Source organism: Pseudomonas sp. PSE1(2024), from assembly GCF_050990555.1.
GTDB lineage: Bacteria > Pseudomonadota > Gammaproteobacteria > Pseudomonadales > Pseudomonadaceae > Aquipseudomonas > Aquipseudomonas aphyarum.
In genome coordinates, this window is sequence record NZ_CP158967.1 from 4,959,825 (window position 1) to 4,977,256 (window position 17,432).

Annotated in this window: 17 protein-coding genes; 5 read left to right on the plus strand and 12 right to left on the minus strand. The window is 60.6% G+C overall.

All coding sequences use genetic code 11. The annotated features are described in order from the left end of the window. Positions 1-109: 109 nt before the first annotated feature. Positions 110-1,798 carry a long-chain-fatty-acid--CoA ligase FadD2 gene (fadD2, locus tag ABTV87_RS22530; RefSeq protein WP_007951151.1) on the minus strand — a complete coding sequence of 563 codons (1,689 nt, stop codon included), beginning with the start codon at positions 1,796-1,798 and terminating at the stop codon, positions 110-112. A gap of 248 nt (positions 1,799-2,046) precedes the next feature. On the opposite strand from fadD2, the gene ABTV87_RS22535 reads away from it, so the two are divergent. Further along, entirely contained in the window at positions 2,047-2,991 is a 945-nt protein-coding gene (locus ABTV87_RS22535) for an alpha/beta hydrolase (RefSeq protein ID WP_433898386.1), read from the plus strand. 42 nt (positions 2,992-3,033) lie between these two features. Further along, positions 3,034-3,504 carry a MaoC family dehydratase gene (locus tag ABTV87_RS22540; RefSeq protein ID WP_003227420.1) on the plus strand — a complete coding sequence of 157 codons (471 nt, stop codon included), beginning with the start codon at positions 3,034-3,036 and terminating at the stop codon, positions 3,502-3,504. Positions 3,505-3,573: 69 nt separating this feature from the next. Here ABTV87_RS22540 and ABTV87_RS22545 read toward each other — a convergent pair whose 3' ends face one another. Next, positions 3,574-4,041, minus strand: a complete 468-nt coding sequence (locus ABTV87_RS22545) for a PA2169 family four-helix-bundle protein (protein WP_007951153.1) — start codon at positions 4,039-4,041, stop codon at positions 3,574-3,576. Between the two features lie 205 nt (positions 4,042-4,246). Here ABTV87_RS22545 and ABTV87_RS22550 point away from each other — a divergent pair, with 205 nt between their 5' ends. Both ABTV87_RS22550 and ABTV87_RS22555 read left to right on the plus strand, forming a co-directional pair. After that, positions 4,247-4,483, plus strand: coding sequence for a DUF3820 family protein (locus tag ABTV87_RS22550; RefSeq protein ID WP_003213031.1), 237 nt, complete (start codon positions 4,247-4,249; stop codon positions 4,481-4,483). 30 nt (positions 4,484-4,513) lie between these two features. Next, positions 4,514-5,695, plus strand: a complete 1,182-nt coding sequence (locus ABTV87_RS22555; protein WP_433898387.1) for an aminotransferase class V-fold PLP-dependent enzyme — start codon at positions 4,514-4,516, stop codon at positions 5,693-5,695. On the opposite strand, the gene ABTV87_RS22560 is transcribed toward ABTV87_RS22555, so the two are convergent. The 4 genes from ABTV87_RS22560 to zwf form a co-directional block, all read right to left on the minus strand. Further along, the gene (locus tag ABTV87_RS22560; RefSeq protein WP_085606566.1) at positions 5,692-6,408 is read right to left on the minus strand and encodes an intradiol ring-cleavage dioxygenase; all 717 of its coding nucleotides are present in this window, start codon (positions 6,406-6,408) and stop codon (positions 5,692-5,694) included. The two genes, ABTV87_RS22555 and ABTV87_RS22560, sit on opposite strands and share 4 nt — an antisense overlap. A gap of 184 nt (positions 6,409-6,592) precedes the next feature. Continuing rightward, on the minus strand, positions 6,593-7,258 hold the full coding sequence (locus ABTV87_RS22565; RefSeq protein ID WP_011335602.1) for a bifunctional 4-hydroxy-2-oxoglutarate aldolase/2-dehydro-3-deoxy-phosphogluconate aldolase: 666 nt from the start codon (positions 7,256-7,258) through the stop codon (positions 6,593-6,595). A gap of 17 nt (positions 7,259-7,275) precedes the next feature. Continuing rightward, positions 7,276-7,989, minus strand: a complete 714-nt coding sequence (gene pgl / locus ABTV87_RS22570; protein WP_433898388.1) for a 6-phosphogluconolactonase — start codon at positions 7,987-7,989, stop codon at positions 7,276-7,278. Continuing rightward, entirely contained in the window at positions 7,976-9,442 is a 1,467-nt protein-coding gene (gene zwf / locus ABTV87_RS22575; protein WP_011335604.1) for a glucose-6-phosphate dehydrogenase, read from the minus strand. The genes pgl and zwf overlap by 14 nt, the downstream gene beginning before the upstream one ends. 226 nt (positions 9,443-9,668) lie before the next feature. Here zwf and ABTV87_RS22580 point away from each other — a divergent pair, with 226 nt between their 5' ends. Continuing rightward, entirely contained in the window at positions 9,669-10,529 is an 861-nt protein-coding gene (locus ABTV87_RS22580; protein WP_169842436.1) for a MurR/RpiR family transcriptional regulator, read from the plus strand. 137 nt (positions 10,530-10,666) lie between these two features. Here the strand turns inward: ABTV87_RS22580 and ABTV87_RS22585 are convergent, their stop codons facing one another. From ABTV87_RS22585 to ABTV87_RS22610, 6 genes are all read right to left on the minus strand, one after another. After that, positions 10,667-11,521, minus strand: coding sequence for a D-hexose-6-phosphate mutarotase (locus ABTV87_RS22585; RefSeq protein ID WP_433898389.1), 855 nt, complete (start codon positions 11,519-11,521; stop codon positions 10,667-10,669). Between the two features lie 116 nt (positions 11,522-11,637). Further along, positions 11,638-12,984, minus strand: a complete 1,347-nt coding sequence (locus ABTV87_RS22590; RefSeq protein WP_085606570.1) for a carbohydrate porin — start codon at positions 12,982-12,984, stop codon at positions 11,638-11,640. Positions 12,985-13,116: 132 nt separating this feature from the next. After that, complete coding sequence (locus ABTV87_RS22595) at positions 13,117-14,277, minus strand: ABC transporter ATP-binding protein (protein WP_085606573.1); 1,161 nt, start codon at positions 14,275-14,277, stop codon at positions 13,117-13,119. Between the two features lie 2 nt (positions 14,278-14,279). Continuing rightward, positions 14,280-15,125: a carbohydrate ABC transporter permease gene (locus ABTV87_RS22600; RefSeq protein WP_221533969.1), complete on the minus strand. Its 846-nt coding sequence runs from the start codon at positions 15,123-15,125 to the stop codon at positions 14,280-14,282. Beyond that, entirely contained in the window at positions 15,118-16,026 is a 909-nt protein-coding gene (locus ABTV87_RS22605; RefSeq protein ID WP_007951166.1) for a carbohydrate ABC transporter permease, read from the minus strand. The genes ABTV87_RS22600 and ABTV87_RS22605 overlap by 8 nt, the downstream gene beginning before the upstream one ends. 93 nt (positions 16,027-16,119) lie before the next feature. Further along, on the minus strand, positions 16,120-17,421 hold the full coding sequence (locus ABTV87_RS22610; RefSeq protein ID WP_007951167.1) for an ABC transporter substrate-binding protein: 1,302 nt from the start codon (positions 17,419-17,421) through the stop codon (positions 16,120-16,122). Between the last annotated feature and the right edge of the window lie 11 nt (positions 17,422-17,432).

A 17,432-nucleotide genomic window follows, 5' to 3' on the forward strand; every position in this document is an offset into this window, starting at 1 on the left:
GGGACATACACCTGAAAGCATCGCGGGCAAGCCCGCTCCCACAAGGACGACAGAGATCCCTGTGGGAGCGGGCTTGCCCGCGAACGCGCGAAGCGCGGCCATTCACCGATCAGGCGATATCGCGCAACTCCCTCCGCAGAATTTTCCCGACAGGCGTCATCGGCAACGACTCACGCAGCACGATGTGTTTCGGCACCTTGTACGCCGTGAAATTCTCTTTGCAGTAAGCCTTCAGCTCTTCCAGGCTCACGCCGGTTTCCCGCGCCACCACAAACAGCTTCACCGCTTCCCCGGAACGCTCGTCCGGCACACCGATCACCGCGCAGTTGGCGACTTTCGGGTGAGCCATCACCACGTCTTCGATCTCGTTCGGGTACACGTTGAAACCGGAGACGATGATCATGTCTTTCTTGCGGTCGACGATGCGCACGAAACCGTCCGGGTCGATCACCGCGATGTCGCCGGACTTGAACCAGCCCTCGGCATCCAGCACTTCGGCGGTGGCCTCGGGTTTCTGCCAGTAGCCCTTCATGATCTGCGGGCCCTTGATGCACAGCTCGCCGCGCTCGCCCAGAGGCTGTTCGACGCCGTCGTCATTGATGACTTTCAACCGGGTGCCCGGCACCGGCAGGCCGACCGTGCCGATCCGCGACAGCTCGCCGTACGGGTTGGTGCAGGCCACCGGCGAGGTTTCGGTCAGGCCGTAGCCTTCGGTGATGCGGCAACCGGTGATCTGCTCCCAGCGCTCGGCGGTGGCCTTGACCAGCGCGGTGCCGCCGGAGTTGGTGAGTTTGAGCGTGGAGAAATCCAGGGTCTTGAAGTCCGGATGATCCATCAGCGCGACAAACAGCGTGTTGAGCCCCAGCAGCGCCGAAAACTTCCAGTTCTTCAGCTCCTTGATGAAGCCGCCGATGTCACGCGGGTTGGTGATCAGCACGTTGTGGTTGCCCGACACCATCATGCACATGCAATTCGCGGTGAAGGCATAGATGTGGTACAGCGGCAGCGGCGCGATCATCACCTCCTGCCCTTCGCGCAGCAGCGGCTGGCCGTCGCTGCCGAACTGGCCGAGACAGGCGCGAACCTGCTGCATGTTCGCCACCAGATTGCCGTGGGTGAGCATCGCGCCCTTGGCCAGGCCGGTGGTGCCGCCGGTGTATTGCAGCACGGCGATGTCATCCAGACCGACCTTCAACGGCTTGATGCCCAGGCCCCGGCCCATGCGCAGTGCGCTCTTGAAGGAAATCGCCTGGGGCAGCGAATACGCCGGCACCATTTTCTTCACTTTGCTGACCACGGTGTTGACCAGCCAGCCTTTGGCGGTGGGCATCAGATCGCCCATCTTCGCTTCGATCAGGTACTGAATGTCGGTGTCCGGCAGCACTTCCTGGACCTTCTGGCCGAACATGTTCAGGTACACCAGCGCCCGGGCGCCGGAGTCCTTGAACTGGTGACGCATCTCCCGCGCGGTGTACAGCGGGTTGGTGTTGACCACGATCAGCCCGGCACGCAGCGCACCGAACACGGCAATCGGATAATGCAGGACGTTGGGCATCTGCACCGCGATGCGATCCCCCGGCACCAGATCGGTGTGGGCTTGCAGATAACCGGCGAACGCGGCGCTCTGGCGCTCCAGCTCGGCATAGGTCAGCGTCACGCCCATGTTGCTGAACGCCGGGCGATCAGCGAATTTCTTGCAGGAACGCTCGAACACCTCGATCACCGACTTGAATTCACCCGCGTCGATGTCCAGGGGTACGCCCGCCGGGCGTTTGTCATTCCAGAAATCAGGTTGCATTGTTCTTGTCCTCTTTACCTGAGCCGATCCGGGGCCGCTTCGCTGTCATTTCTTTCTGTCCCTGAAAAAGCCGAGAGCAAAAAGCGGGGCTTCACGGACACTAGCAGCTATGGTCAATCAGGCAAATATGGGCAAGGTCGTCATTGATCGTGTGAATCTTCCTGCCGTGGCGTGAGCTGATCGGACGCGCTATACAATGCAACCTCTGCAAGACGCTTCAGCAAAAACAGGCCGCAAAAGGAATCGCCATGATCCACGACACACTCTGGCTGGACGCGAGTGACCGCAGCCGTCTCTTCGTCAACCTGTGGCTGCCGAACGCGCCGCTGAAGGCGGTGATTCTGCTGGCCCACGGCATGGCAGAACACAGCGCCCGCTACGCACGGCTGGCAGAGGCGTTCTGCGCCGAAGGCTACGGTGTGTACGCGCTCGATCAGCGCGGCCATGGCAAAACTGCCGATCATGGGACGCTGGGGCATTTCGCCGATGATGATGGCTGGTGCAAGGTGGTTGGAGATATCGCGAGCCTCAACCAGTTCCTCGGCCAGCGTCATCCGGAGGTGCCGATCGTGCTGCTCGGGCACAGCATGGGCAGCTACATTGCCCAGGCTTATTTACTGCATCACAGCGCCAGCCTGCACGGCGCGATTCTCAGCGGCTCGAATTTCCAGCCGGTTGCGCTGTACCGAGCGGCCCGGCAGATCGCCCGGTTTGAAAAGCTGCGCCAGGGCGCTAAAGGCCGCAGCGCGCTGATCGAGTGGCTGTCGTTCGGCTCGTTCAACAAGGCATTCAAGCCGGCACGAACACCGTTTGACTGGCTGAGTCGCGACCCGGCCGAGGTCGACAAGTACGCCACCGATCCGCTGTGCGGCTTTCGCTGCACCAATCAACTGTGGATCGACCTGCTCGGCGGGTTGCAGCAAATCAGCAAAGCGTCCAATCTCGCCCAGATCGATCCGGGCCTGCCGCTGCTGGTGATCGGCGGCGAATGTGATCCGGTGAGCGAAGGCAAGCGTCTGACTGATCTGGCCAACGCCTTGCGCGCGGCCGGCAGCCAGAACCTGCAACTCAAGATCTACCCGCAGGCGCGGCACGAATTGTTCAACGAGAGCAACCGCGACGAAGTGACCGCCGATGTGCTGGCCTGGATCGACCAGGCCCTGAGCCATCGCCGGCCGCACCGCAGCGAATAATTTTTTGTGGATTCATTTCATCCGTCACAGGAATTCAGACCCATGACCCAGGTTACCAACATCCCTTACGAAGCCCTCGAAGTGGGCCAGACCGCGAGCTACAGCAAGACCGTCGAAGAACGCGACATTCAGCTGTTCGCCGCGATGTCCGGTGACCACAACCCGGTGCACCTGGACGCCGAGTTCGCCGCCGCCAGCATGTTCAAGGAACGCATCGCCCACGGCATGTTCAGCGGTGCGCTGATCAGTGCCGCAGTGGCTTGCGAGCTTCCTGGACCGGGCACCATTTATATCGGCCAGCAGATGAGCTTCCAGAAGCCGGTGAAGATCGGCGACACCCTGACCGTACGCCTGGAAATTCTCGAGAAACTGCCAAAATTCCGCGTACGCATCGCCACTCGCGTGTTCAACCAGCGCGATGAGCTGGTGGTGGACGGCGAGGCCGAGATTCTGGCGCCGCGCAAGCAACAGACCGTTACCCTGCCGACGTTGCCGGCCATCAGCATCGGCTGATCGTCCTCGGTTAAATCCGGACACAAAAAAACGCCAGACTAGCTGGCGTTTTTTGTGGGCTTCGAACGCTTACGAGCGTGCGCGAGCCTGGTTACGCAGCGCCTTCACCTGATCGTGATTGCGTTGCACACCGTGGTACTGGCGTTCGACCAGATCACGGATGCCGACCAGATTGTGCTTGTTGATCTTCTCGATCGCTTCACGATAAGCCTTCAGGGCGTGGTCTTCACCGCGCTCGGCTTCGTTGAGCACCGCTTCTTCGTCCTTGCCGGTGAACATCGCTTTGACGTCGACCCAACGACGGTGCAGATCACCGCTGACACTGGTCGAGGTTTCCGGATCGCCACCCATCGAACGCACGGCAGCTTGCAGCTCGGCCGCAGCCGTTGCGCAATCGGCGGAGCGTTTCACGAACAGGGTTTTCAGCTCTGGATGCTTGATGTCTTCAGCGCAGGTCTTGAACCCTTCCTGACCGTCCTTGCTGGTTTCGATCAGGTCGTTGAGGACGGAGATGGCTTCTTTATTCATGTCAGTCATTTTTCAATTCCTTGCGTGGGTGAAAGATGCAAGGAGTGTTGCAGTGGTCGTGCCAGCTTCCAGCAAAGAATTTAATCTTTGATTTTCAATAACTTACAAATACAACGAGAATCTGTATGCCTGTTATTTGCATGATCTGTCATTTGGCCTGCATGCAGAATGCCTGTATTTTCCGAAGTGTTTTCAAAGCCAGACGATTCCAACGATGAACCCTGAAAAGCTCGAACTGCTGATCACCCGCGAAATGCCTTTCGGCAAGTACAAGGGCCGGATCATTGCCGACCTGCCGGGCCCGTACCTGAACTGGTTCGCCCGGGAAGGATTTCCCCATGGCGAACTGGGCGGACTGTTGGCCCTGATGCAGGAAATCGATCACAACGGCCTGTCGGAACTGCTCGAACCGCTGCGCGCCAAACACGGCAAGCCTGCCCCGCGCCACTGAGGCGTCACCCTGATCCGAGTCGAGTCGACCATGCCCGATAACACCCGCCGCGCCCGAGACGAAGCCTTCTGGCAAACCTTCGCCGACCGTTACGACCGCCACCCCGGCCCCGTGAATCTGGAGAACGGTTACTTCGGGCGCATGTCGCGCACCGTGGTCGAGGAGCACCAGCGCAACATCGAGCTGATCAACAACAGCAACTCGATTTACGTGCGCCAGCGTTTCGAACAGCACGACAGCCTCGACATCCGCGCGCAACTGGCCGAGCTGATCGGCGTCCGCGCGCAAAGCGTGGCCTTCACTCACAACGCCACTGCCGGCCTGCAATCGCTGATCCGCAACTACAACCGCCTGCAGCCTGGCGATCAGGTGCTGATCTGCGATCTGGAGTACGACACGGTCAAGGGCGCCATGCGCTGGCTGGCAAAGCATCGCGGGGTCGAGGTGATCGAGATCGAGCACGCCCACCCCGCCACCTTCGACAGCCTGCTGGCCACGTACCGCGAAACCTTCATCCGCTATCCGAAGCTCAAGCTGATGGCCCTGACCCACGTCACCCACCGCACCGGGCTGGTGATGCCAGTGCAGGCCATCGCCGCGCTGGCCAACGAGCACGGCGTCGATATCATCCTTGATGGCGCCCATGCCCTTGGCCAGATAGAGTTCGACCTGGAAGCGCTGGGCATCGCCTTCGCCGGGTACAACCTGCACAAGTGGATCGGCTCGCCGTTGACGCTCGGTTTTCTCTACATTGCTCCGCAGCGCCTCGCCGACATCGACCCGGACATGGGCGAGATGCATTTTTCGGCTGGCGATATCCGCTCACGCACGCCCTACAGCACGCCGAACATTCCGGCGCTGATGACCCTGCCTTTGGTGTTCGAGGAACACCGCTCACTGGGTGGCGCGGCCGCCAAAGGCGCGCGGGTGAATTACCTGCGCAACCTGTGGGTCAGCGCCGTGCGTAACCTGCCGGGCATCGAAGTCATGACCCCGGACGATCCGCGTCTGTATTGCGGCATCACCTCGATGCGCTTTACCCGGCATGCTGACCAGCAGGCGATGGTCGAACGCCTGCTCAACGACTACAACCTGTTCACCGTGGTGCGCAACGGCGCGGCTTGTGGGCCGTGCATCCGTGTCACGCCGTCGCTGACCACGACGGCGGCGGAGATTCAGTCGCTGATTCTGGCGCTGAACGAGCTGCGCTAAACCGTGTACTTGTCGAAGTCCTCGGGCTTGATCTGCGACGACACCGCAAAGGTGTCGATGCCGATCGTGAGGTGGCCGAAGTAACCGTCCTCGTGTGAATCGCGGCCGATCGGCCACACCGTCAGGGTCGACTCTTCGCCGCCCATGTTGGCGTAGTAGGCATCGTCGGCGTTGCACACCGGCAGCGAACTGCGCCCGCGATAGGCCTTGGCATTGAGCACGCCGCGAGAAACAACCTCCGGAAAATACAGCTGCCCGACCCAGGCCACATTGCGCTCCTCCAGGTACTCGTTGCCGGCGACGATGCGCACCGCCACGTGAACATGCAGAGCACGCCCGGCATAGAAACCCGGGTAGATCGTGGTGAAGCGCACCCTGCCCTTGTGGTCGCTGAACTGGCCGCCGCGCAGGTAGGTGTCGTCGTCGGTTCGCGGGATCGAGCCGATGTCCTCGACGTCGACTTCCACGTCCGGATTGATCCGGCTCCAGCCGGAATACGCGCCACGTGCGTTGCAGTGCCAGATATCCACCAGCGCACCGCTGACCGGCTCGGCGGTCATGGCATCGACGATGGTCAGGCGCAGCAGCAGCGGCAGGCCTTCGGCACCTTCGCTGATATTGCGGCGCAGCAGTTTGGGATTGCGAAAATAAGGCCCGGCGACTTGCTCGGGGGCCAGTTGATAAACCGATGGAGCTGAAGGCTGGTTATCCATGACGCGTTCTCTCTTCCATAAGATGAACGCAGGTTAACGCCACACGCAAAGCCAGGTGCGGTAACTATGTATCTCCAAATAACGTATCTCAAGATAACGAAGTTTTTTGCGGGCAAAAAAAAACGGTGCACCGACCAAGCGCACCGTAAAGCCGTAGAACACACAACGAAGTGTCAGTTGAAGATCAGTCCAGCAGCGCCAACGCCTCGGCGGTGCATTCCTGAATGCGGGCCCAGTCGCCGTTCTTGATCCACTCAGGATCGAGCATCCAGCTACCGCCCACGCACATGACGTTTTTCAGCGCCATGTAGCTCTTGATGTTGGCAGGGCCGACGCCGCCAGTCGGGCAGAATTTCACTTCGCCGAACGGGCCGCCGAGGGCCTTGATTGCCGCCACGCCACCGCTGACTTCAGCCGGGAACAGCTTGAAGCGGCGATAACCCAGGCCATAGCCTTCCATGATGCCGGAGGCATTGCTGATGCCCGGCAGCAGCGGGATCGGGCTTTCGACGCTGGCTTCCAGCAGGTCACGGGTGATGCCCGGAGTGACGATGAATTGCGAACCGGCGGCTTCGGCCGCAGCCAGCATGTTGCGGTCGAGTACGGTGCCGGCACCGGTCACCAGTTCCGGACGCTGTTCGCGCAGGATCTGGATCGCCTTGAGGCCGAACTGCGAACGCAGGGTCACTTCCAGCGCGGTCAGACCACCGGCGGCCAGGGCGTCGGCCAACGGCAGCACGTCCTGTTCGCGGGCGATGGTGATCACCGGCAGGATCCGCGCCTTGGCGCAGAGGCTGTCGATCAGGGCAACTTTGTCCGCCATGGAAACGGTCGGGGATGGGGTTGTCATAGCGGCTGTTCCTTGGCTCATGGGCACCAGTAAATCTCTAACGTAGGTTGCAGAAACGCGCGAACCGGCATGGCGGCGACGTCGTTGGATGCCAGTGCGGCATTCAGGGTGGTCAGTTTCGACTGACCGGAAATCGACAGAATCTTGTGCCGGGCCGAGGCCAGCAGTGCGCGGCTCATGGTCAGGCGCTGACGCGGCACGCTGGGCGCCAGCATCGGCCAGCAGCGACGGGTGCCGTCGGCTTGCAGGGCTTCGGCCAGGTTCGGGCTGTCCGGGAACAGCGACGCGGTGTGACCGTCATCGCCCATGCCCAGCACCAGCACGTCGATGGGCGGCAACTCGGCGAGCAAACGATCGGCCTGCTCCGCAGCCTGCTCGACGTTGGCCGCCGCGCTGTAAAGGCTGAGGAACTGCGCCTTGGCCGCCGGGCCCTTGAGCAGATATTGCTTGAGCAGACCGGCGTTGCTGTCGGCGTGTTCGACCGGTACCCAGCGCTCGTCGGCCAGGGTCACGACGACCTTCGACCAGTCCAGTTCCTGCTTGGCCAGGTGCTGGAAAAACGCCACCGGGCTACGACCGCCGGACACCACCAGCACCGCATTGCCACGTGCCGCCAGCGCTTCGCTCAATTGCTTGGCGACATTCAGCGCCAGGCCTTCGGCGAGCAGCACCGGGGTCTTGAATTCGCGGGCATTCACGCCCTCGGGCAGTTTCACATCAGATATCGCCATACCACGACCTCCCGTCCCGCGTGATCAATGCAATGGAGCTCATCGGTCCCCACGACCCGGCCGCATACGGCTTGGGCGCGTCACCGGATTTTTTCCACCCGGCGATCAGCTGGTCACACCATTTCCACGCGGCTTCGATTTCATCTTTACGGACAAACAGGTTCTGATTGCCGTTCATCACTTCCAGCAACAACCGCTCGTAGGCATCGGGGATCCGAGCGCTGCGCCAGGTGTCGGAAAAATTCAGTTGCAGCGGGCCGCTGCGCAGTTGCATGCCCTTGTCCAGGCCTTGCTCCTTGGTCATCACGCGCAAGGAAATGCCTTCGTCCGGTTGCAGGCGGATGATCAGTTTGTTGCTGATCTGCAGGCGCTGCTCGGGGGCGAAGATGTAGTGAGACGGTTCCTTGAAGTGGATGACGATCTGCGACAGTTTCTGCGGCATGCGCTTGCCGGTACGCAGGTAGAACGGCACGCCGGCCCAGCGCCAGTTGCGGATGTCGGCACGCAGGGCAACGAAGGTTTCGGTGTCGCTCTGGGCGTTGGAATTCGGCTCTTCGAGGTAGCCTGGCACGGACTTGCCTTCGCTGTGCCCGGCGATGTACTGGCCGCGCACCACTTGCGTGGTCAGGCCTTCCGGGCTGATCGGCGCCAGGGCCTTGAGCACCTTGACCTTCTCGTCGCGGATGCTGTCAGCAGACAGGTCGGCCGGCGGGTCCATGGCGATCAGGCAGAGCAGTTGCAGCAGGTGGTTCTGGATCATGTCCCGCAGCTGACCGGCCTTGTCGAAGTAACCCCAGCGGCCTTCGATACCGACTTTCTCGGCCACGGTGATTTCCACGTGGGAGATGTAGTTCTGGTTCCACTGGGTTTCGAACAGGCTGTTGGCGAAACGCAGGGCGATCAGGTTCTGAACGGTTTCTTTGCCCAGGTAGTGGTCGATGCGGTAGGTGCGGTTCTCCGGGAAGAACTGCGCCACGGCGTCGTTGACCTTGCGCGAGGATTCGAGATCCGAGCCGATCGGCTTTTCCAGCACCACGCGGGTGTTTTCCGCCAGACCGACGTTCGCCAGGTTCTCGCAGATCGCGCCGTACACCGCCGCCGGGGTGGCGAAGTAGGCAATCATGCGTTGCGTGCTGCCGGCCAGTTCGGCCAGCGCCACATAATCTTCAGCCTTGAGGAAGTCGACGTGCAGGTAGGTCAGACGCGCCAGAAAGCGCTCGGCCACGGCCTCGTCCAGTTCCTTGCCCACGTAACGACGCAGCTCGGCGGCGATGAACGCCAGGTGCTGCTGCTCGGTGCCCGCCTCACGGGCCAGTGCGATAATGCGCGTGTCCTCGTGCAGCAGGCCGGCGCCATCAAGGTGATAAAGGGCAGGAAACAGCTTGCGCAGGGCCAGATCGCCCAAGGCGCCGAACAAGGCGAAGGTGCACGGTTCAACCGTAATCGAAGGCATGATGTTTGTTCTTTTATCAAGTTAAGCTACAAATACCTTTTTTCAAGGCATCACTCAAGGGAAAATGTAGTAATAATCACAACATTTTCGCAAAATACAGATTCCGAGTGGTGGTCGATCGGAGCCATCAGTAGGATAGGCCACCGTCACGGGCCACATCAAAGGCCCAATTTGCATAGCCGCGCGCTTATCGGCGCCGGTGAATCTAGGAATTCTTATGGACCGCGTGCGAAATTTACTGGAACAGATCCAGAGTCGCCTTGAAGAGCTGAACAAGGCCGAACGCAAAGTCGCCGAAGTGATCCTGCTCAACCCACAGCAGGCCACCCGCTTCAGCATCGCCGCCCTCGCCCAGGCGGCGTCGGTCAGTGAACCGACGGTCAACCGTTTCTGCCGTTCATTCGGCGTCAGCGGCTACCCCGAACTCAAGCTGCAACTGGCCCAGAGCCTGGCCAGCGGCGCGGCGTATGTCAGCCGCGCAGTGGAAGCTGACGACAATCCCGAGGCTTACACGCAGAAGATTTTCGGCAGTGCGATCGCATCCTTGGACAGCGCTTGCCAGGCGCTGGACCCGAACCTGATCAGCCGCGCCGTCGACCTGTTGATCCAGGCCCGGCAAATCCACTTCTTCGGCTTGGGTGCTTCGGCTCCGGTGGCTTTGGATGCGCAGCACAAGTTCTTCCGTTTCAACCTCGCGGTCACCGCCCACGCCGATGTGCTGATGCAACGGATGATTGCTTCGGTGGCGCACACCGGCGAGCTGTTCGTGATCATTTCCTACACGGGCCGCACCCGCGAACTGGTGGAAGTGGCGCGCATCGCCCGCGAGAACGGCGCTTCGGTGCTGGGCCTGACGGCAGAGAATTCGCCGCTGGCCAAGGCCAGTACGCTGAGCCTGAATATTCCGCTGCCGGAAGACACCGACATCTATATGCCGATGACTTCGCGGATCATTCAGTTGACCGTGCTGGATGTACTGGCGACGGGGATGACATTGCGTCGCGGAGTGGATTTCCAGCCGCATTTGCGCAAGATCAAAGAGAGCTTGAATGCTAGCCGGTATCCGGTGGGTGACGAGTTCAACTGATCCGAATTTTGGGCTGTATTGTCCGGCCTCTTCGCGAGCAAGCCCGCTCCCACATTCGACTGTATTTCTCCAGATGGAATACAGTCACCTGTGGGAGCGGGCTTGCTCGCGAAGGCGTCAGCCAACTCACCGCAAATCTAGGCCGCAGCCCACGCCTGCAAACTCAAATGCGCCTTCTCCCCCGGCGCCAGATGCAGGCTGTCAGTCCCGCCCGCCGCCGCTTCAACACAGACAAATTCCGAAATCTCATCCCAGCTCACGCCCAGTAACGGCCGCGCACCCGGATGCCACACCACGGTGTCCGCGCTGTCACCGGTATCGATGCACAACTCGCGCTGCCAGGCGTGATCCTTGAGCTGCAATTCGCCGTCGTGCTGGAACACGCGCTGACAGCCACCATCGACCCGCAATTCGCCTTCCTGCTGGCAAATCTCACGGTTCAACTGGTCGTAACCCTGCGCCCCTTCGAGCCCAGACAGCGCTATCTCAGTCACGTCACCAATACGCCAGTAAGCGTGCAAAGCCTGGCTCAACTGGCACGGCATGTCGTCCTGATGCTCGGTGCTCAGGCGCAATTCCATGCGTTCTCCCAAATGCGCGTGCAGGTCCACCTGCCAGTCGCACAACTGCAATTGCCAATGCAGGCGCACGCCGTCATCGCCGGTGCTGCTGTCGAGCAGTTTCCAGTCCAGCAGGCGCGCCCAGCCATGGGACGGCCACGCGTTTTCGCTCGGGTGACGGCCATACCACGGCCAGCACACCGGCACGCCGCCGCGAATCGCGCCGACATGCGGCCATTTCGCCGCGCACCACAACCACGGTTTCTGCCCCCGCGGCTGAAAGTGCAGCAATTGCGCCCCCTGACGACTGAACACCGCCTGGCACAGCGGATGATCGATCACCAGCACATCGCGCATCTGATAGCGCTCCCAGGCGAACACCGGTCGTTCGCGCAGGGATTTGAAGAAGCGTTGCAGCGGATGCTCATGCATGGGCCACGGTTCCAGATTCAACTTTCATGGGCTGCGACACCCCTTTCCAAAAAAAAGCGGACAGCCTGGGCTGTCCGCAAATATGCGCACATAGAGAGGAGCTTATCGCAGACGCGTTAGAACGTAGACTGAATTTTCAGGCCAGCGACCAAAGCGTTATCCACTTCATCCACACCGCCCGGATGAGTGATGTATTGCAGGTTCGGGCGTACGGTCAGCCAGTTGGTCACGTGGAAGCCGTAGTTGATCTCGTAGTTGTATTCGGTTTCACGAATCGGCGAGAACACCGGATTGTCATAGTCCGAAACACCGTTGGCGACGTTGAGCAGCTCGGCGTTTTTCTTCACGTCATTGTTGACGTGAATACGTGCCGCACCGATACCGACGTCATCTTTCGGACGTGCGTCGAACGGGCCTTTGTACACAAACATCACGGACTGGTAGTTGTCGATGAAGTTGGTGTCCTTGTCGTGGAACGTGGCGTTGGCGGCAATGTTCAGACCACGGCTCTTGTCACCGTTGTGGCTGGTGAGTTGTTGCTGTGCAACGAACCAGTAACCGTGCTTGCTGCTGTGGGTGCGGTAGGCGTCACCGGTGGTTGCCGCGTCGAAACCGTTGACGTCTTCGCGAACGTCGTCGGCATCGGCCGTGCTCTTGTAGTAACCGACACGGTATTCGCCCGGCAAGCCGTTCGGGTTAGGCAACCAGACCAGCTCCACTGGCAACACGGTGCCTTTGGTGCCACTGCCGCTCAGCTTGAAGCCGTTGCCGTGTTCCAGCTGCGACGGGTTCTGGTTGTACGCACCGATCTGCGCGTAGAGCTCGTCGTTGATGTTGTACTTGACGCGAATGGCCGCCTGGCTGACCGGCCAGTTGTACCAGATGTTGGTCGCCCAGTTACCCACTTGCGAACCGCAGAACGCCAGGTTCTGGAACTCGCACGGGAAGGTGTTGAAGTCTTCGCCTTCACCGAAGTAACCGGCCTTGATGTCGAGTTTGTTGTCGAAGAACTGGTGTTTGATCCACAACTGGGTCAGACGCACCATGTGGCCACGACCGTAGACTTCCTGCGAGGAACTCAGGGTGCCGGCACGCGGATCGCCAACGCGGTCGTTGGAAATGTTGTAGCCGTTACGGTTGGTGAACTGGATCTTGGCCTGGGTGTTGTCCCAGCCCCACAGTTTTTGCAGATCCAGCGCCACGCCCAGACCGAACTGGTCGGCGTAACGCGCAGTCTTGTCGTCGTTGAAACCGCCGTGAAGGTTGCCGCCCACTTCACCGACGTAGTCCATCTTGATGTCGATACCCTGCTCGATCAGCTTGGTACGTTCGCCACCCCAGTCCCCGGTCATCCACTCCGAATCGGAGCTGAACGCGTCAGCCGCGTGGACGCTACCGGCCAGCATCATTGCCGCAATCGCTGACAACTGACCGATACGCTGAGCGTTGTTGTTCTTCTTCATCCCTACATCCTCGTTTTATTGTTATTAACTGTTCTTCTTATCTAACGCGGTTTACATCTGATGCGGCGCGCGACAGGCCACGCACCGCGTGCTCCCTGCGAAAACGGGCGAGCCCGCTCCCGCATTTGTTGATCAGCGCCCCTTGAACTGGGCCACGTTGGCGCTGTGCGACTCGGTTTTCGGCAGGCCTGCAACCCCCAGGCGCTCACCGGACTTGGCGTCGAACAGCAGCACTTTCGACGGATCGAATTGCAGGGTCAGGGTTTCGCCCACCTGCGGCGCCACGTCCGGCGCCAGACGGCAGCAGACCTTGGTGTCGTTGAGGTTGACGAACACCAGGGTGTCCGGACCGGTCGGCTCGGTGACCTGCACTTCCGCCTTGATGCTCGGCAGGCCGTTGCCCTCGCCGTAGGCCAGCGCGATCTGCTCCGGGCGCAGGCCGAGGATCACTTCGCGGTCTTCGAGACCGGCGTCCTGCATCGCCATCGGCAATTCGCAACGGGCCTGGCCGCTGTCGAGCAGCGCCACCAGACGACCGTCCTTGCGTTGCAGGCGCAGCGGGATGAAGTTCATCGGCGGCGAACCGATGAAGCTCGCGACGAACAGGTTGGCCGGGTCGTTGTAGATCTCTTTCGGCGTACCGAACTGCTGGATGATCCCGTCCTTCATCACCGCCACTTTGTCGCCCAAGGTCATCGCTTCGATCTGGTCGTGGGTCACGTAGACCGTGGTGGTTTTCAGGCGCTGGTGCATCAGTTTCATTTCGGTGCGCATCTCGACACGCAGTTTGGCGTCGAGGTTGGACAGCGGTTCGTCGAACAGATAAATCTTCGGCCGACGCGCCAGGGCACGGCCCATCGCCACGCGCTGTTGCTGGCCGCCAGAGAGCTGGCCCGGCTTGCGATTGAGCAGGTGCTCGATCTGCAGCAGCTTGGCCACGCGGGCGACTTCTTCGTCGATCGCCGACTGGCTCATCTTGCGGATTTTCAGACCGAACTCGATGTTCTCGCGCACGCTCATGGTCGGGTACAGCGCGTAGGACTGGAACACCATGGCGATGTCGCGATCTTTCGGGCTCATGCCGCTGACGTCCTGGTCACCGATCATGATCGCGCCGCCAGTGATGGTTTCCAGACCGGCGATGCAGTTCATCAGGGTCGACTTGCCGCAGCCCGAGGGCCCGACGAGGATCAGGAACTCACCGTCCTTGATCGACAGTTCGATGTTCTTCAGGGTGTCCGGCAGGCCGGTACCGTAGGTCTTGTTTACATTGCGAAGTTCGAGCGTAGCCATGATTACCCCTTGACTGCGCCGGCCGTCAGCCCGCGCACGAAATACTTGCCTGCGACCACATAGACCAGCAGGGTCGGCAGCCCGGCGATCATCGCCGCCGCCATATCCACGTTGTATTCCTTGGCCCCGGTGCTCGTGTTGACCAGGTTGTTCAGCGCCACCGTGATCGGTTGCGAATCACCGCTGGAGAACACCACGCCGAACAGGAAGTCGTTCCAGATCTGGGTGAACTGCCAGATCAGGCAGACCATGATGATCGGGGTGGACATCGGCAGGATGATCTGGCGGAAGATCGTGAAGAACCCCGCGCCATCGAGACGTGCCGCCTTGATCAGCGCATCCGGAATGCTCACGTAGTAGTTACGGAAGAACAGCGTGGTGAACGCCAAGCCGTAGACCACATGGATGAACACCAGGCCGGTGGTGGTGCTCGCCAGCCCCATCTTGCCGAGGGTGAACGACGCCGGCAGCAACACGGTCTGGAACGGCAGGAAGCAGCCGAACAACAGCAGACCGAAGAACAACTGCGAACCGCGGAAGCGCCAGAACGACAGCACATAACCGTTCAACGCACCGATGGCGGTGGAGATGATCACGGCCGGAACGGTGATCTTGATCGAATTCCAGAAGTAGCCGTCAACGGTGGCCCAGGCTTTCACCCAGCCGATGCCGCTGACCACGGTCGGCCAGCTCAGCAGGTTGCCGGTGGTGATGTCTTCCGGGGTCTTGAAGCTGGTCAGCAGCATGACCACCAGCGGTACCAGGTACAGCAGAACCGCAAGGATCAGCACCGCGTAGATCGCGATGCGACTCAGGCTGATGGCCGGTTTGGAGGCGAGACTAGTCATGACGCTTGGTCCTCAGCTCGGAGTACAGGTAAGGCACGATGATCGCGAGGATCGCACCGAGCATCAGGATTGCACTGGCCGAGCCCATGCCCATCTGTCCACGGCTGAAGGTGAACGAGTACATGAACATCGCCGGCAAATCGGAGGAGTAACCCGGGCCGCCGGCCGTCATGGCCGCCACCAGGTCGAAGCTCTTGATCGCGATGTGCGCCAGGATCATCACCGCACTGAAGAACACCGGACGCAGGCTTGGCAGCACCACTTTCCAGTAGATGCGCGGCATGCTCGCGCCGTCGATCTGGGCGGCACGGATGATCGACTGATCAACGCCACGCAAACCGGCGAGGAACATCGCCATGATGAAGCCCGAGGCTTGCCAGACCGCCGCGATCACCAGGCAATACACCACGCGATCAGGGTCGATCAGCCAGTCGAGACGGAAGCCTTCCCAGCCCCAGTCCCGCAGCAATTTGTCCAGGCCCATGCCCGGGTTGAGCAGCCATTTCCACGCCGTACCGGTCACGATCATCGAGAGCGCCATCGGGTACAGGTAAATGGTGCGGATAAAGCCTTCGCGACGGATTTTCTGGTCGAGAAAAATCGCCAGTGTCACGCCGATTACCAGGGTGATGCCGATGAACATGCCGCCGAACACGGCCAGGTTCTTGCTCGCCACCCACCAGCGGTCGTTGTCGAACAGACGCTCGTATTGCGCCAGGCCTGCCCACTTGTAGTTCGGCAGGAAGGTCGACGTGGTGAACGACAGGACAAACGTCCAGAGGATATAGCCATAGAAGCCCACCAGAACGATGAACATGCTCGGCGCCAGCACCAGTTTCGGTAGCCAGCGCTGCAATGCGTCGAACGGCGAGGCCTTGCTGAACACAGCAACAGAACTCATGGGAAGATCCAGTAAAGAAGATGAAGGACCGCTGCAAGCGGCAGGCTTCAGGCCGATGCGCGACCTGAAGCTTGCAGTTGCTCTACGCTGACGTTACTTGGCAGCCTTGATGGCAGTGCCGAGTTTCTTGGCAGCGTCGGCCGGGTCGGCTTTCGGATCGTTGATGTAGTTGGTCACGACATCAAAGAACGCACCCTGCACTGCCAGTGTGGTCGCCATGTTGTGCGCCATGCTCGGTTGCAGGCCGCCGTTCTTGGCGTCTGCCAGGAAGTCTTTGGCAGCGGTCTGGGCGCAGGAGTCGAAACCGTACTTGCCCATGTCGGCGAGCATGTCGTTACGCACCGGGATCGAGCCCTTGTTGATGCTGAAGACTTTCTGGAAGTTTTCACCCAGCACGACTTTGGCGATGTCCTGCTGACCGGCCGCGGTGCCCGCGTCCTTCTGCTTGAACACGGCCAGCGAGTCGATGTTGTAGGTGAACGCCTTGTCGGTGCCCGGGAACGCTACGCACTCGTAGTCCTTGCCGGCGACTTTCTTGGCGGCGGTCCATTCGGACTTGGCCCAGTCACCCATGATCTGCATGCCGGCCTTGCCGTTGATGACCTTGGCCGCTTCCAGGTTCCAGTCCTGGCCTTTGCCGTCCTGGTCCATGTAGGTCGCGACTTTCTTCAGCTCGGTCAGGGCCTTGACCATTTCCGGGCCGGTCAGGGCAGCGTTGTCCAGGTCGACCAGGGCTTTCTTGTAACCATCAACGCCCATCACCGACAGCACGACCGCTTCGAACACGGTGCTGTCCTGCCATGGCTGACCGCCGTGGGCCAGCGGGATGAAGCCCGCAGCTTTCAGCTTGTCGCCGGCGGCGTAGAATTCTTCGAGGGTGGTCGGGGCTTTTTCGATACCGGCTTTCTTGAAGACTTCCGGGTTGATCCACAGCCAGTTCACGCGGTGAATGTTCACCGGTACGGCCACGTAATCACCTTCGAACTTCACGGTGTCGGAGACTTTCTTGTCGAGCAGGCTGTCCCACTTCTCGGACTTGGAAACGTCCTTCAGCACGTCAGTATCGAGCAGACCGGTCGACGCCCATTCCTGGATGTCCGGACCTTTGATCTGGGCAACGCCCGGCGGGTTGCCGGCTACCGCGCGGCTTTTCAGCACGGTCATGGCAGTCGCACCGCCACCGCCGGCGACAGCGCCGTCTTTCCAGGTGAAACCGTCTTTCTCGACTTGTGCCTTGAGCACATCGACGGCAGCTTTTTCGCCACCGGACGTCCACCAATGCACGACTTCCACCGAACCTTTGGATTCGGCAGCGGAAACACTCAGGGGCAGCACAGCGAGCGGGAACAGGGAGGCGACAGAAATGACAGTAGCGAGGCGAGAAATCGCATTCATCTGAGATGTAC